General features: G+C 53.6%; 14 protein-coding genes and 5 tRNA genes. 18 read left to right on the forward strand and 1 reads right to left on the reverse strand.

The annotated features are described in order from the left end of the window. The first annotated feature begins 107 nt into the window (after positions 1–107). The 18 genes from cydA to pnuC all read left to right on the forward strand — a co-directional run bounded on the left by cydA (position 108) and on the right by pnuC (position 11728). On the forward strand, positions 108–1676 hold the full coding sequence (gene cydA / locus AB3N39_RS06110) for a cytochrome ubiquinol oxidase subunit I (RefSeq protein ID WP_032638923.1): 1569 nt from the start codon (positions 108–110) through the stop codon (positions 1674–1676). A 15-nt stretch (positions 1677–1691) separates the two neighbouring features. Further along, positions 1692–2831 (forward strand): cytochrome d ubiquinol oxidase subunit II, encoded by a 1140-nt coding sequence (cydB, locus tag AB3N39_RS06115; protein ID WP_048226125.1) that lies wholly within the window; start codon positions 1692–1694, stop codon positions 2829–2831. A 14-nt stretch (positions 2832–2845) separates the two neighbouring features. Beyond that, positions 2846–2959, forward strand: coding sequence for a cytochrome bd-I oxidase subunit CydX (cydX, locus tag AB3N39_RS06120; protein ID WP_003858598.1), 114 nt, complete (start codon positions 2846–2848; stop codon positions 2957–2959). Next, entirely contained in the window at positions 2959–3249 is a 291-nt protein-coding gene (gene ybgE / locus AB3N39_RS06125; protein ID WP_008501100.1) for a cyd operon protein YbgE, read from the forward strand. The genes cydX and ybgE overlap by 1 nt, the downstream gene beginning before the upstream one ends. Positions 3250–3397: 148 nt before the next feature. After that, a complete protein-coding gene (ybgC, locus tag AB3N39_RS06130; RefSeq protein ID WP_003858593.1) occupies positions 3398–3802 on the forward strand; it encodes a tol-pal system-associated acyl-CoA thioesterase in 405 nt (134 codons plus the stop codon). Further along, on the forward strand, positions 3799–4491 hold the full coding sequence (gene tolQ, locus AB3N39_RS06135) for a Tol-Pal system protein TolQ (protein WP_008501101.1): 693 nt from the start codon (positions 3799–3801) through the stop codon (positions 4489–4491). The genes ybgC and tolQ overlap by 4 nt, the downstream gene beginning before the upstream one ends. 3 nt (positions 4492–4494) lie before the next feature. Then, positions 4495–4923 (forward strand): colicin uptake protein TolR, encoded by a 429-nt coding sequence (gene tolR, locus AB3N39_RS06140; protein WP_003858589.1) that lies wholly within the window; start codon positions 4495–4497, stop codon positions 4921–4923. A gap of 28 nt (positions 4924–4951) precedes the next feature. Continuing rightward, positions 4952–6220, forward strand: coding sequence for a cell envelope integrity protein TolA (gene tolA, locus AB3N39_RS06145; RefSeq protein ID WP_367897141.1), 1269 nt, complete (start codon positions 4952–4954; stop codon positions 6218–6220). A 134-nt stretch (positions 6221–6354) separates the two neighbouring features. Next, complete coding sequence (gene tolB / locus AB3N39_RS06150; RefSeq protein WP_008501103.1) at positions 6355–7647, forward strand: Tol-Pal system beta propeller repeat protein TolB; 1293 nt, start codon at positions 6355–6357, stop codon at positions 7645–7647. A 35-nt stretch (positions 7648–7682) separates the two neighbouring features. Next, positions 7683–8204, forward strand: a complete 522-nt coding sequence (gene pal, locus AB3N39_RS06155; RefSeq protein ID WP_003858578.1) for a peptidoglycan-associated lipoprotein Pal — start codon at positions 7683–7685, stop codon at positions 8202–8204. Between the two features lie 9 nt (positions 8205–8213). Continuing rightward, a complete protein-coding gene (cpoB, locus tag AB3N39_RS06160) occupies positions 8214–9008 on the forward strand; it encodes a cell division protein CpoB (protein ID WP_109846278.1) in 795 nt (264 codons plus the stop codon). A 161-nt stretch (positions 9009–9169) separates the two neighbouring features. Continuing rightward, positions 9170–9245 (forward strand) — tRNA-Lys (locus AB3N39_RS06165). Between the two features lie 127 nt (positions 9246–9372). Next, positions 9373–9448: transfer RNA gene (locus AB3N39_RS06170), tRNA-Val, on the forward strand. Positions 9449–9451: 3 nt separating this feature from the next. After that, positions 9452–9527, forward strand: a tRNA-Lys gene (locus AB3N39_RS06175). A 41-nt stretch (positions 9528–9568) separates the two neighbouring features. Then, positions 9569–9644 (forward strand) — tRNA-Lys (locus tag AB3N39_RS06180). Between the two features lie 31 nt (positions 9645–9675). Beyond that, a tRNA-Lys gene (locus AB3N39_RS06185) sits at positions 9676–9751 on the forward strand. A 191-nt stretch (positions 9752–9942) separates the two neighbouring features. Then, on the forward strand, positions 9943–10986 hold the full coding sequence (nadA, locus tag AB3N39_RS06190) for a quinolinate synthase NadA (RefSeq protein ID WP_249575693.1): 1044 nt from the start codon (positions 9943–9945) through the stop codon (positions 10984–10986). A gap of 22 nt (positions 10987–11008) precedes the next feature. Next, positions 11009–11728 (forward strand): nicotinamide riboside transporter PnuC, encoded by a 720-nt coding sequence (gene pnuC, locus AB3N39_RS06195; RefSeq protein ID WP_127730077.1) that lies wholly within the window; start codon positions 11009–11011, stop codon positions 11726–11728. Here the strand turns inward: pnuC and zitB are convergent. Then, the gene (gene zitB / locus AB3N39_RS06200) at positions 11725–12663 is read right to left on the reverse strand and encodes a CDF family zinc transporter ZitB (RefSeq protein ID WP_133294006.1); all 939 of its coding nucleotides are present in this window, start codon (positions 12661–12663) and stop codon (positions 11725–11727) included. The two genes, pnuC and zitB, sit on opposite strands and share 4 nt — an antisense overlap. Positions 12664–12762: the final 99 nt, after the last annotated feature.

A 12762-nucleotide genomic window follows, 5' to 3' on the forward strand; every position in this document is an offset into this window, starting at 1 on the left:
TAATAACGACGACAAGGATGCGAATAATTTGTATTGGGGCATGCGTGTGGATCTCTTTCTGACGGGGTCCACTCTCGGAGTCTTCATGCGATGAGCAAGGAGTCATGATGTTAGATATAGTCGAACTGTCGCGCTTACAGTTTGCCTTGACCGCGATGTACCACTTCCTGTTTGTGCCACTGACGCTCGGTATGGCGTTCCTGCTGGCCATTATGGAAACGGTATACGTTCTCTCCGGCAAACAGATTTATAAAGATATGACCAAGTTCTGGGGCAAGTTGTTTGGTATCAACTTCGCACTGGGCGTGGCAACCGGTTTGACCATGGAGTTCCAGTTCGGGACTAACTGGTCTTACTATTCCCACTATGTAGGGGATATCTTCGGTGCGCCGCTGGCCATTGAAGGTCTGATGGCATTCTTCCTCGAATCCACCTTTGTAGGTCTGTTCTTCTTCGGTTGGGACCGTCTGGGTAAAGTCCAGCATATGGCGGTGACCTGGCTTGTGGCATTAGGTTCGAACCTGTCCGCGCTGTGGATCCTGGTTGCGAACGGCTGGATGCAGAACCCTATCGCGTCTGATTTCAACTTCGAAACCATGCGTATGGAGATGGTCAGCTTTGCCGAGCTGGTCCTGAACCCGGTTGCTCAGGTTAAATTCGTTCACACCGTCGCTTCTGGCTACGTGTGCGGCGCGATGTTTGTGCTGGGCATCAGTTCTTACTATATGCTGCGTGGTCGTGACTTCGCGTTTGCTAAGCGCTCCTTTGCTATCGCTGCAAGCTTCGGTATGGCTGCCATCCTCTCTGTTATCGTTCTGGGTGATGAATCCGGTTACGAAATGGGTGACGTGCAAAAAACCAAACTGGCCGCCATCGAAGCCGAATGGGAAACCCAGCCGGCGCCTGCTGCCTTTACGCTGTTCGGTATTCCCGATCAGGACGCGCAGGAAAACCGCTTTGCCATTCAGATTCCTTACGCGCTGGGTATCATTGCCACTCGTTCTGTTGATAAGCAGGTGACGGGTCTGAAAGAGCTGATGGTTCAGCACGAAGAGCGTATTCGTAACGGTATGAAAGCCTACTCGCTGCTGGAACAGCTGCGTGCTGGCTCTACAGACCAGACCGTCCGCGACCAGTTTAACGACGTGAAGAAAGATCTGGGTTATGGCCTGTTGCTGAAGCGTTATACCCCGAACGTTTCTGATGCGACGGAAGCGCAGATCCAGATGGCAACCAAAGACTCGATTCCACGCGTTGCGCCTCTGTACTTCGCATTCCGTATCATGGTGGGCTGCGGCATCATCATGCTGCTGATCATTGCGGCGTCCTTCTGGTCTGTGATTCGCAACCGCATCGGCGAGAAAAAATGGCTGCTGCGCACCGCGCTTTACGGTATTCCACTGCCGTGGATCGCAATTGAGTCCGGCTGGTTTGTTGCGGAGTATGGCCGTCAGCCATGGGCGATCGGTGAGGTCCTGCCAACGGCGGTGGCGAACTCGTCCCTGACCGCAGGCGACCTGATCTTCTCCATGCTGCTGATTTGTGGTCTGTACACCCTGTTCCTGGTGGCTGAACTGTTCCTGATGTTCAAGTTCGCGCGCCTTGGCCCAAGCAGCCTGAAAACCGGTCGCTATCACTACGAGCAGTCCACTGCGACTACTCAGCCGGCACGCTAAGACAGGAGTCATCAAATGATCGATTATGAAGTATTGCGTTTTATCTGGTGGCTGCTGGTCGGCGTTCTGCTGATCGGTTTCGCCGTCACGGATGGTTTCGACATGGGGGTGGGGATGCTCACCCGTTTCCTCGGTCGTAATGACACCGAGCGTCGAATCATGATCAACTCCATCGCCCCGCACTGGGACGGTAACCAGGTGTGGCTGATCACCGCAGGCGGCGCGCTGTTCGCTGCCTGGCCGATGGTCTACGCGGCTGCGTTCTCCGGTTTCTATGTGGCGATGATTCTGGTGCTGGCCTCTTTATTCTTCCGTCCGGTCGGTTTCGACTACCGTTCGAAGATTGAAGATACCCGCTGGCGCAACATGTGGGACTGGGGCATCTTCATCGGTAGCTTCGTTCCACCGCTGGTGATCGGCGTGGCGTTTGGTAACCTGCTGCAGGGCGTACCGTTCCACCTGGACGAATACATGCGTCTTTACTACACCGGTAACTTCTTCCAGCTGCTGAATCCGTTTGGTCTGCTGGCCGGCGTAGTGAGCGTGGCGATGATCATCACTCAGGGCGCAACCTATCTGCAGATGCGTACCGTGGGCGAGTTGCACCTGCGTTCTCGCGCGACGGCTCAGGTTGCTGCGCTGGTAACGCTGGTTTGCTTCGCGCTGGCCGGCGTGTGGGTGGTGTACGGCATTGATGGCTACGTGGTGACCTCTGCAATCAACCACACTGCACCGTCTAACCCGCTGACCAAAGAAGTGGCTCGTCAGGCTGGCGCATGGCTGGTGAACTTCAACAATACCCCTGTGCTGTGGGCGATCCCGGCTCTGGGCGTGCTGTTGCCGCTGCTGACCGTGTTGACGTCTCGTCTGGAGAAAGGCGCTCTGGCGTTCGTGTTCTCATCACTGACCCTGGCGTGCATCATCCTGACGGCGGGTATTGCGATGTTCCCGTTCGTCATGCCATCCAGCACCATGCTGAATGCTAGCCTGACCATGTGGGATGCAACGTCCAGCCATATGACGCTGAACCTGATGACATATGTTGCTTGTGTGTTCGTTCCGATCGTTCTGGCCTACACCATCTGGTGCTACTGGAAAATGTTCGGTCGCATCACGAAAGAACATATCGAAAGCAACACCCACTCTATGTACTAAGTAAGGAGCTGAATATGTGGTATTTCGCATGGATTTTAGGGACGCTTCTTGCCTGTGCATTTGGTGTCATCACTGCCCTGGCGCTTGAGCACGTTGAAGCGACCAAAGCGGGTGAAGAAAAACACTGATGAATATTATCGCGAAACTTTACGCGGTAATGGATAAGCGCCCGTTACGGGCGCTTTCTTTAGTGATGGCATTACTGCTGGCAGGCTGTATCTTCTGGGACCCTTCGCGCTTTGCAGCGAAAACCAGCGAGCTTGAAATCTGGCACGGCTTCCTTATTATGTGGGCGGTGTGCGCAGGTGTGATCCACGGCGTGGGCTTTCGTCCGAAAGCCGTTCACTGGCAGGGAATTTTCTGCCCGCTGATTGCCGATCTGGTGCTTCTCGCCGGTTTGATTTTCTTCTTCTTCTGAATAAGAAATGTCCGTTAACGTTATGGGCTTACCCGAGCCCATAAAAATTTACTCTCCGTTTACTTTCCCCCATTCCCAACCCTCTTTCCCGCGCGTATAGTAGCGAAGTTTAAAAGCTCTAACTTTTGTTGCATTACCGGGATGTAAAGTGAATACAACGCTGTTTCGATGGCCGGTTCGTGTCTATTACGAAGATACCGATGCCGGTGGTGTGGTTTACCACGCCAGCTACGTTGCTTTTTATGAACGGGCACGCACAGAGATGCTGCGCCATCATCACTTTAGTCAACAGGTTCTGTTGGCTGAGCGAGTTGCCTTCGTGGTACGCAAGATGACGCTTGAGTATTTTGCGCCTGCCAGACTCGACGATATGCTCGAAGTCCAAACTGAAATTACATCAATGCGTGGGACCTCACTGGTTTTCACGCAGCGGATAGTCAACGCAGAGAATACCGTACTGAACTCAGCTGAAGTACTGATTGTTTGTGTTGATCCAACCATAATGAAGCCTCGTGCGCTTCCTAAGTCTATTGTCGCGGAGTTTAAGCAGTGACTGACATGAATATCCTTGATTTGTTCCTGAAGGCAAGCCTTCTGGTTAAACTTATCATGTTGATTTTGATTGGTTTTTCAATCGCATCCTGGGCCATCATCATCCAGAGAACGCGTATCCTCAATGCCGCCGGCCGTGAAGCTGAAGCGTTTGAAGATAAGTTCTGGTCGGGTATTGAGCTTTCTCGTCTGTACCAGGAGAGCCAGGGACGCCGTGAAAACCTGACCGGCTCCGAGCAAATTTTCTATAGCGGTTTCAAAGAGTTTGCTCGTCTGCATCGTGCAAACAATCATGCGCCGGAAGCGGTGGTGGAAGGTGCCTCGCGTGCGATGCGTATCTCTATGAACCGTGAACTGGAAAACCTTGAAACGCACATTCCTTTCCTCGGCACTGTCGGCTCCATCAGCCCGTATATCGGTCTGTTTGGTACCGTGTGGGGGATCATGCACGCCTTTATCGCGCTGGGCGCGGTGAAGCAGGCGACGTTGCAGATGGTTGCACCGGGTATCGCTGAAGCACTGATTGCGACCGCTATCGGTCTGTTTGCGGCAATTCCTGCGGTTATGGCTTACAACCGTCTGAACCAGCGCGTGAACAAACTGGAACTGAACTACGACAACTTTATGGAAGAGTTCACTGCGATTCTGCACCGTCAGGCGTTTACCAGCACCGAGAGCAACAAGGGGTAAACCATGGCCAGATCGCGTGGACGAGGTCGTCGCGAGCTCAAGTCCGAAATCAATATCGTTCCACTGCTGGATGTCCTGCTGGTACTGCTGCTGATCTTCATGGCAACAGCGCCAATCATTACCCAGAGCGTGGAAGTGGATCTGCCGGATGCGACAGAATCACAGGCGGTGAGCACCAATGACGATCCTCCGGTTATCATTGAGGTTTCCGGCGTAGGGCAATACAGCGTCGTAGTAGAGAAAGATCGTATGGATCAGCTGCCGCCTGAGCAGGTTATTGCTGAAGCGCAGCGTCGTCTGGAGTCAAATCCGAAAACGGTCTTCTTAATCGGTGGCGCAAAAGACGTACCCTACGATGAAATTATTAAAGCGCTGAACTTGCTACATAGTGCGGGTGTTAAGTCAGTTGGCTTAATGACCCAACCTATTTGATCATCCGCGTAGTTTTTGGGAACCGATAGTGTCAAAGGCAACCGAACAGAACGACAAGCTTAAGCGAGCGATAATCGTCTCCGCAGTGCTGCACGTGATTCTCTTTGCAGCGCTGATCTGGAGTTCGTTCGACGAGCATATTGATGCATCAGCCGGCGGCGGTGGAGGGTCTTCCATTGACGCCGTGATGGTGGATCCCGGTGCGGTAGTACAGAACTATAATCGCGAACAACAGCAGAAGGCGAGTGCCAAACGGGCTGAAGAGCAGCGTGAAAAACAGGCGCAACAGCAGGCGGAAGAACTGCGTGAAAAGCAGGCCGCAGAGCAGGAGCGTCTGAAGCAGCTTGAGAAGGAACGTTTGCAGGCGCAGGAAGCCGCGAAAGCGCAGGCAGAGCAGCAGAAACAAGCCGAAGAGGCCGCGAAGAAAGCACAGGAACAGCAAAAGCAGGCGGAAGAGGCGGCAGCTAAAGCCGCAGCGGACGCGAAAGCACAGGCTGATGCCCAGGCAAAATTAGCGGCAGAAGCGGCGAAGAAAGCCGCTGCTGATGCTCAGAAGAAAGCTGAAGCGGAAGCCGCGAAGAAAGCCGCTGCTGATGCCCAGAAGAAAGCTGAAGCGGAAGCCGCGAAGAAAGCCGCTGCCGATGCTCAGAAGAAAGCCGAAGCGGAAGCCGCGAAGAAAGCCGCTCAGGAAGCAGAGAAGAAAGCTGCTGCCGAGGCCGCGAAGAAAGCGGCTGCTGCTGAGAAAGCGGCTGCAGAAAAAGCCGCGGCAGAAAAAGCTGCAGCCGCCGAAAAAGCCGCTGCGGACAGAAAAGCTGCAGCTGAGAAGGCCGCTGCCGATAAGAAAGCTGCTGCTGAAAAAGCGGCAGCTAAAAAGGCTGCCGCCGCTGAAAAAGCCGCTGCTGCCGCAGGGGTTGACGATCTGCTGGGCGATTTGAGCTCAGGTAAGAATGCACCGAAAACGGGCGGTGGGGCGAAAGGAAACAACGCAGCGCCGACGGGAAGTGGTAACACTAAGAGTAACGGTGCGACAGGGGCTGAAATCAACGGTTATGCCGCGCAGATTAAATCCGCTATTGAAAGCCGATTCTATGATGCGTCTTCCTATACCGGTAAAACGTGTACGTTGCGTATAAAACTGGCTCCGGACGGCATGCTGTTGGATATCAAGTCTGAAGGTGGCGACCCGGCTTTATGTACTGCGGCCCTGGCTGCAGCGCGTCAGGCGAAGATGCCTAAACCGCCGTCTCAGGCTGTTTACGAAGTCTTCAAAAATGCGCCGCTGGACTTCAAACCTTAAGTTACATTTTCCCCGTGCAAACGGGGAAAAATAGACCAGGTTTAGTCACAGGGTTCTGGTAGTTTTGTCTATTTGAGTTTGTTAACATTCTGCTAAATTATCGTGGGTAAGGTTACCCGGATAAGGGAGATATGATGAAGCAGGCATTACGTGTAGCATTTAGTTTTTTAATGCTGTGGGCAGCAGTACTGCACGCAGAAGTACGTATCGAGATCACCCAGGGGGTGGACTCGGCGCGCCCAATCGGTGTTGTTCCGTTCCAGTGGGCAGGTCCTGGCGCTGCGCCTGAAGATGCCGGTGGCATCGTGGCGGCTGACCTGCGTAACAGCGGTAAATTCAACCCGTTAGATCGTTCTCGTCTGCCTCAGCAGCCGGGTAGCGCGCAGGAAGTACAGCCTGCAGCATGGTCTGCGCTGGGTATTGATGCCGTGGTTGTGGGTCAGGTTACGCCTAACCCGGACGGCTCTTACAACGTTGCCTGGCAGCTGGTGGATACCGGCGGTGCACCGGGTACCGTTCTGGCACAGAACTCTTACAAGGTCACTAAGCAATACCTGCGCTATGCTGCACATGCTGCCAGCGATGCGGTATTTGAAAAACTGACCGGCATTAAAGGTGCGTTCCGTACCCGTATCGCGTACGTGGTGCAGACCAACGGTGGTCAGTTCCCGTACGAACTGCGCGTATCTGACTACGACGGCTACAACCAGTTCCTGGTGAAACGTTCTTCACAGCCGCTGATGTCTCCAGCCTGGTCTCCGGACGGTTCTAAACTGGCCTATGTAACCTTCGAAAGCGGCCGCTCAGCGCTGGTTATCCAGACGCTGGCAAACGGTGCTGTTCGTCAGGTAGCGTCGTTCCCACGTCACAACGGTGCGCCTTCGTTCTCTCCGGACGGCTCTAAACTGGCCTTTGCGCTGTCAAAAACCGGTAGCCTGAACCTGTACGTGATGGATATTGGCTCTGGTCAGATCCGTCAGGTTACCGACGGTCGCAGCAACAACACTGAACCTTCATGGTTCCCGGACAGCCAAAACCTGGCGTTTACTTCTGACCAGGCCGGCCGTCCACAAATCTACAAAGTCAACATCAACGGCGGTGCTCCGCAGCGTATTACCTGGGAAGGTTCGCAGAACCAGAACTCAGACGTGAGCAGCGACGGTAAATTTATGGTAATGGTGAGCTCCAACGGTGGGCAGCAGCACATTGCCAAACAAGATCTGGTAGCGGGTGGCGTTCAAGTTCTGTCGTCAACGTTCCTGGATGAAACGCCAAGTCTGGCACCTAACGGCACGATGGTAATCTACAGCTCTTCTCAGGGGATGGGATCTGTGCTGAATCTGGTTTCTACAGATGGGCGTTTCAAAGCGCGTATTCCGGCAACTGATGGACAGGTAAAATCACCTGCCTGGTCGCCGTATCTGTAAATAATAATTAATTGATTACTAAAGGAATCATAGAAATGCAACTGAACAAAGTGCTGAAGGGGCTGATGATCGCTCTGCCTGTAATGGCAATCGCAGCGTGTTCTTCTAACAAGAACGCCAGCAATGACCAGAGCGGCGAAGGCATGATGGGTGCCGGCACCGGTATGGACGCGAACGGCAATGGCAACATGTCTTCTGAAGAGCAAGCGCGTCTTCAGATGCAGCAGCTGCAGCAGAACAACATCGTTTACTTCGATCTGGATAAATACGACATCCGTTCTGACTTCGCTGCGATGCTGGATGCGCACGCTAACTTCCTGCGTAGCAACCCATCTTACAAAGTCACCGTAGAAGGTCACGCGGACGAACGTGGTACCCCAGAGTACAACATCTCCCTGGGTGAACGTCGTGCTAACGCTGTTAAAATGTACCTGCAGGGTAAAGGCGTTTCTGCTGACCAGATCTCCATCGTTTCTTACGGTAAAGAAAAACCTGCAGTACTGGGTCACGACGAAGCGGCTTACTCCAAAAACCGTCGTGCCGTACTGGTTTACTAAGAGAATTGCATGAGCAGTAACTTCAGACATCATCTGTTGAGTCTGTCGTTACTGGTTGGAATAGCGGCCCCCTGGGCCGCTTTTGCTCAGGCACCAATCAGTAGTGTCGGCTCAGGCTCGGTAGAAGACCGGGTCACTCAACTCGAGCGTATTTCTAACGCTCATAGCCAGCTTTTAACCCAACTCCAGCAACAACTTTCCGATAACCAGAATGATATTGACTCTCTCCGCGGTCAGATTCAGGAAAGCCAGTATCAGCTTAACCAGGTTGTGGAACGTCAGAAGCAAATCTTGTTGCAGATAGATAGCCTGAGCAGCGGTGGTGCAGCAGCACAGCCAGCCGCAGGCGATCAGAGCGGTGCTGCGACGTCTGCGCCAGCGCCATCTGCTGATGCTTCAGCCTCAACAGGCGCGCCTGTACAGAGCGGTGACGCGAATACTGACTACAATGCGGCTATTGCCCTGGTGCAGGATCAATCTCGTCAGGATGACGCGATTGCTGCGTTTCAGAACTTTGTTAAGAAATACCCTGATTCCACTTATCAGCCAAATGCCAATTACTGGCTCGGTCAGTTGAATTACAACAAGGGTAAAAAGGACGATGCGGCGTTTTATTTTGCCTCCGTGGTAAAAAACTACCCAAAATCGCCAAAAGCGCCTGATGCGATGTACAAAGTGGGCGTCATCATGCAGGACAAAGGCGACACTGCGAAAGCCAAAGCGGTTTATCAGCAGGTGGTCTCTAAATTCCCGGGCACCGAAGGTGCTAAGCAGGCGCAAAAACGTCTGAATTCGATGGGATGATTATCGCATGACCAGAAATCGCGTTATTTCTGGTCGTGCAGCATGATTACTAAGCAGTTAAGTGATCTTCATCGAAATTTTTGTTGCGCAGAATTCTTAAATCAGTAATATATGCCGCCGTTGCCACGGGATATCAAACAACGTGAAAACAGCATAAAAGTGGGTCGTTAGCTCAGTTGGTAGAGCAGTTGACTTTTAATCAATTGGTCGCAGGTTCGAATCCTGCACGACCCACCACTAAGTCAGGTGGAAGTAGTAGTAAAACGTGAAGGATAAAGTTGCGTCAGCAACGGCCCGTAGGGCGAGGCGAAGCCGAGTCATCCTGCACGACCCACCACTTAACGCAGTTCCGGCAGTACAGAGTGGGTGATTAGCTCAGTTGGTAGAGCATCTCCTTTACACGGAGGGGGTCGGCGGTTCGAGCCCGTCATCACCCACCACTCGGGTCGTTAGCTCAGTTGGTAGAGCAGTTGACTTTTAATCAATTGGTCGCAGGTTCGAATCCTGCACGACCCACCAATTTTATTGGTGCCGAGTGATAATTCAGGCAACACCCGAATGGGTCGTTAGCTCAGTTGGTGGAGCAGTTGACTTTTAATCAATTGGTCGCAGGTTCGAATCCTGCACGACCCACCAGCCTGAATAAATTTGCAGTACATCCCGCAAGGGGTCGTTAGCTCAGTTGGTAGAGCAGTTGACTTTTAATCAATTGGTCGCAGGTTCGAATCCTGCACGACCCACCAGTGTAGAAAGGCGCCCTAAAGGCGCCTTTTTGCTATCTGCGGTACAACAAATGCTCCGCCCATCTATTCCCGGTGACTTTTCACTCCAGATTCGCTATCTTGTTTAGTATACAAAACACAATTGCCACGCGTTTTGCTATGTCAGGCAAATGAAAGGCAATATTGTTAAGCCCGTAAAACGAGAAGCCATAATGAGTGTGATGTTTGATCCTGAAGCCGCAATCTATCCGTTTCCGCCAAAGCCTGTCCCGCTGAGCCAAGACGAAAAGCAGTTCTACCGCGAGAAGATCAAACGTCTTCTCAAAGAGCGCGATGCGGTAATGGTGGCACATTACTACACCGACCCGGAAATACAGCAGCTGGCTGAAGATACCGGGGGCTGCATTTCTGACTCACTGGAGATGGCGCGCTTCGGTGCACGACATCCCGCTTCCACGCTGCTGGTTGCCGGTGTGCGTTTTATGGGCGAAACGGCAAAGATCCTGAGCCCGGAAAAAACCATTCTGATGCCCACGCTTAACGCGGAGTGTTCCCTGGATCTCGGCTGTCCGATTGACGAATTCACGGCCTTCTGTGACGCTCACCCTGACCGGACCGTGGTGGTCTACGCTAACACCTCTGCGGCGGTAAAAGCGCGGGCCGATTGGGTGGTCACATCGAGTATCGCCGTTGAACTGATTGAACATCTGGATAGCCTGGGCGAGAAAATTATCTGGGCGCCCGATCGCCATCTCGGCAATTATGTCCAGAAGCAGACGGGTGCTGATGTTCTCTGCTGGCAGGGCGCCTGTATCGTTCATGACGAGTTCAAGACCCAGGCGCTGGCGCGCATGAAGGCGCTTTATCCTGACGCAGCCATTCTTGTTCACCCTGAATCTCCGCAGTCGATCGTCGACATGGCGGATGCCGTGGGTTCCACCAGCCAGCTTATCAACGCTGCCAGAACGTTGCCTCACAAGCAGCTTATCGTGGCGACCGATCGCGGTATCTTCTACAAGATGCAGCAGGCCGTACCGGAGAAAGAGCTTCTTGAAGCGCCAACGGCAGGCGAGGGCGCAACGTGTCGCAGCTGTGCGCATTGTCCGTGGATGGCGATGAACGGCCTGAAAGCGATTGCCGAGGGGTTAGAAACCGGTGGTGCGGCGCATGAAATCCATGTGGATGCCGCCCTGCGTGAAGGCGCGTTAATTCCGCTTAACCGCATGCTGGATTTTGCGGCTACACTACGTACTTAATTCAAAACGCCCCGGGGAAAAGATGGATTTTTTTAGCACACATAACATTCTGGTTCATATACCGATTGGTACAGGTGGCTATGACCTGTCATGGATTGAGGCCGTTGGCACGCTGGCGGGATTACTCTGTATCTGGCTGGCAAGCCTGGAGAAGATAAGCAATTACGCGTTCGGGCTGATTAACGTCACGCTGTTTGCGATTATCTTCTTCCAGATCCAGCTGTACGCCAGCCTGCTTTTGCAGCTGTTCTTCTTTGCCGCCAATATTTACGGCTGGTACGCCTGGTCGCGTCAGAACAGCCAGCAGGAGGCCGAGCTGCAGATCCGCTGGCTGCCCCTGCCGAAAGCCATCGCCTGGTTCGTCGCCTGCGTGGTGGCCATTGGCTTAATGACCGTTTACATCAACCCGGTGTTTGCCTTCCTGACCCGCGTTGCCGTTTCGGTCATGTCCGGCCTCGGCATGAACGTAACGATGCCAGAACTCCAGCCGGATGCTTTCCCGTTCTGGGATTCCTGCATGATGGTGCTGTCGATTGCAGCGATGATTCTGATGACCCGTAAATACGTTGAGAACTGGCTGTTGTGGGTCATCATCAACGTGATCAGCGTGGCGATCTTCGCCCTGCAGGGTGTCTATGCGATGTCGCTGGAATATCTGCTGCTGACCTTCATCGCGCTGAACGGCAGCCGGATGTGGATTAACAGCGCGCGCGAGCGAGGCTCTCACGCGCTTTCCGGCTAGTGGTCATGATGATGTGAATGGCCGGACTGCGCCTCGTTAAGGTGGCAGTCCGTTCCGCTACAGGGCTGATACTCCATCTGAACGGTGGCATGGCTAATGTCGTAGTGATGTTCCAGGAAGTGCTGGATGCGATCGAGCAGCGCATCGTGGTCGTGAGGGGGGATCACCTGGACGTGCAGCGTCATGACCGGTTTCTCTCCCACCAGCCAGACGTGAACATGATGAACGTTGCGTACTTCCGGGACTGAACGGCGCAGGTTGCGCTTCAGCTCGTCGATATCCATGGAAGCTGGCGCCCCTTCAAGCAGTTCATTCACGCTCTCCTTCAGCAGCCGCCAGGCGCTGCGCAAGACCAGACACGACACAAGAACGGACAGAATCGGATCGACAGGCGTCCAGCCGGTGTAGAGGATCACCAGCGCGGCGACAATCGCCCCGACTGAGCCGAGCAAATCACCCATAACATGCAGAGCCGCAGCGCGTACGTTCAGGTTCTTCTCCCCGCTGCCGCGGTGCAAAATCCAGAAGGCCAGAATATTCGCCAGCAGCCCTGCTACGGCAATCACCATCATGGTTGCCCCGGCGATCGGCTGCGGGTGTCTGAAGCGCTGTATTGCCTCCCAGACGATAAGAATGGTAATGACTACCAGTGCAATAGCGTTAACAAACGCGGCCAGTGTGGTCAGTCTCAGCCAGCCGAAGGTATGGCGCGCATTTGGAGGACGACGCGCAAACTGCACGGCCATCAGGGCGAAGAGCAGGGCGGCTGCATCGGTCAGCATGTGTCCGGCATCAGCCAGAAGTGCCAGAGAGCCGGAAATCAGGCCGCCAATGACCTCGATAACCATAAACGTTGCTGTGACGCCAAAGGCCAGCATCAGTCGTTTAGCGTTGTCGTTGCCGGATGAGTGCGAGTGTGAATGGGAGTGCGCCATGTCTGCTTTCCTGATGTGTTATTGTTTTTAGTGTAGCGTTTTTAATAGGTTACTCCAAAAAGAAAGGAGAGCCTGAGCTCTCCTTTTTCTGACGGTTCA

Source organism: Enterobacter vonholyi, assembly GCF_040834095.1.
Classification (GTDB): domain Bacteria; phylum Pseudomonadota; class Gammaproteobacteria; order Enterobacterales; family Enterobacteriaceae; genus Enterobacter; species Enterobacter vonholyi.

What these genes read in the sequence shown, in the direction of transcription:
- cpoB (WP_109846278.1), top strand. Translation starts at nt 8,214, where the DNA reads ATGAGCAGTAACTTCAGACATCATCTGTTGAGTCTGTCGTTACTGGTT.
- pnuC (WP_127730077.1), top strand. Translation starts at nt 11,009, where the DNA reads ATGGATTTTTTTAGCACACATAACATTCTGGTTCATATACCGATTGGT.
- tolB (WP_008501103.1), top strand. Translation starts at nt 6,355, where the DNA reads ATGAAGCAGGCATTACGTGTAGCATTTAGTTTTTTAATGCTGTGGGCA.
- pal (WP_003858578.1), top strand. Translation starts at nt 7,683, where the DNA reads ATGCAACTGAACAAAGTGCTGAAGGGGCTGATGATCGCTCTGCCTGTA.
- nadA (WP_249575693.1), top strand. Translation starts at nt 9,943, where the DNA reads ATGAGTGTGATGTTTGATCCTGAAGCCGCAATCTATCCGTTTCCGCCA.
- zitB (WP_133294006.1), bottom strand. Translation starts at nt 12,663, where the DNA reads ATGGCGCACTCCCATTCACACTCGCACTCATCCGGCAACGACAACGCT.
- cydX (WP_003858598.1), top strand. Translation starts at nt 2,846, where the DNA reads ATGTGGTATTTCGCATGGATTTTAGGGACGCTTCTTGCCTGTGCATTT.
- tolR (WP_003858589.1), top strand. Translation starts at nt 4,495, where the DNA reads ATGGCCAGATCGCGTGGACGAGGTCGTCGCGAGCTCAAGTCCGAAATC.
- cydA (WP_032638923.1), top strand. Translation starts at nt 108, where the DNA reads ATGTTAGATATAGTCGAACTGTCGCGCTTACAGTTTGCCTTGACCGCG.
- ybgE (WP_008501100.1), top strand. Translation starts at nt 2,959, where the DNA reads ATGAATATTATCGCGAAACTTTACGCGGTAATGGATAAGCGCCCGTTA.
- cydB (WP_048226125.1), top strand. Translation starts at nt 1,692, where the DNA reads ATGATCGATTATGAAGTATTGCGTTTTATCTGGTGGCTGCTGGTCGGC.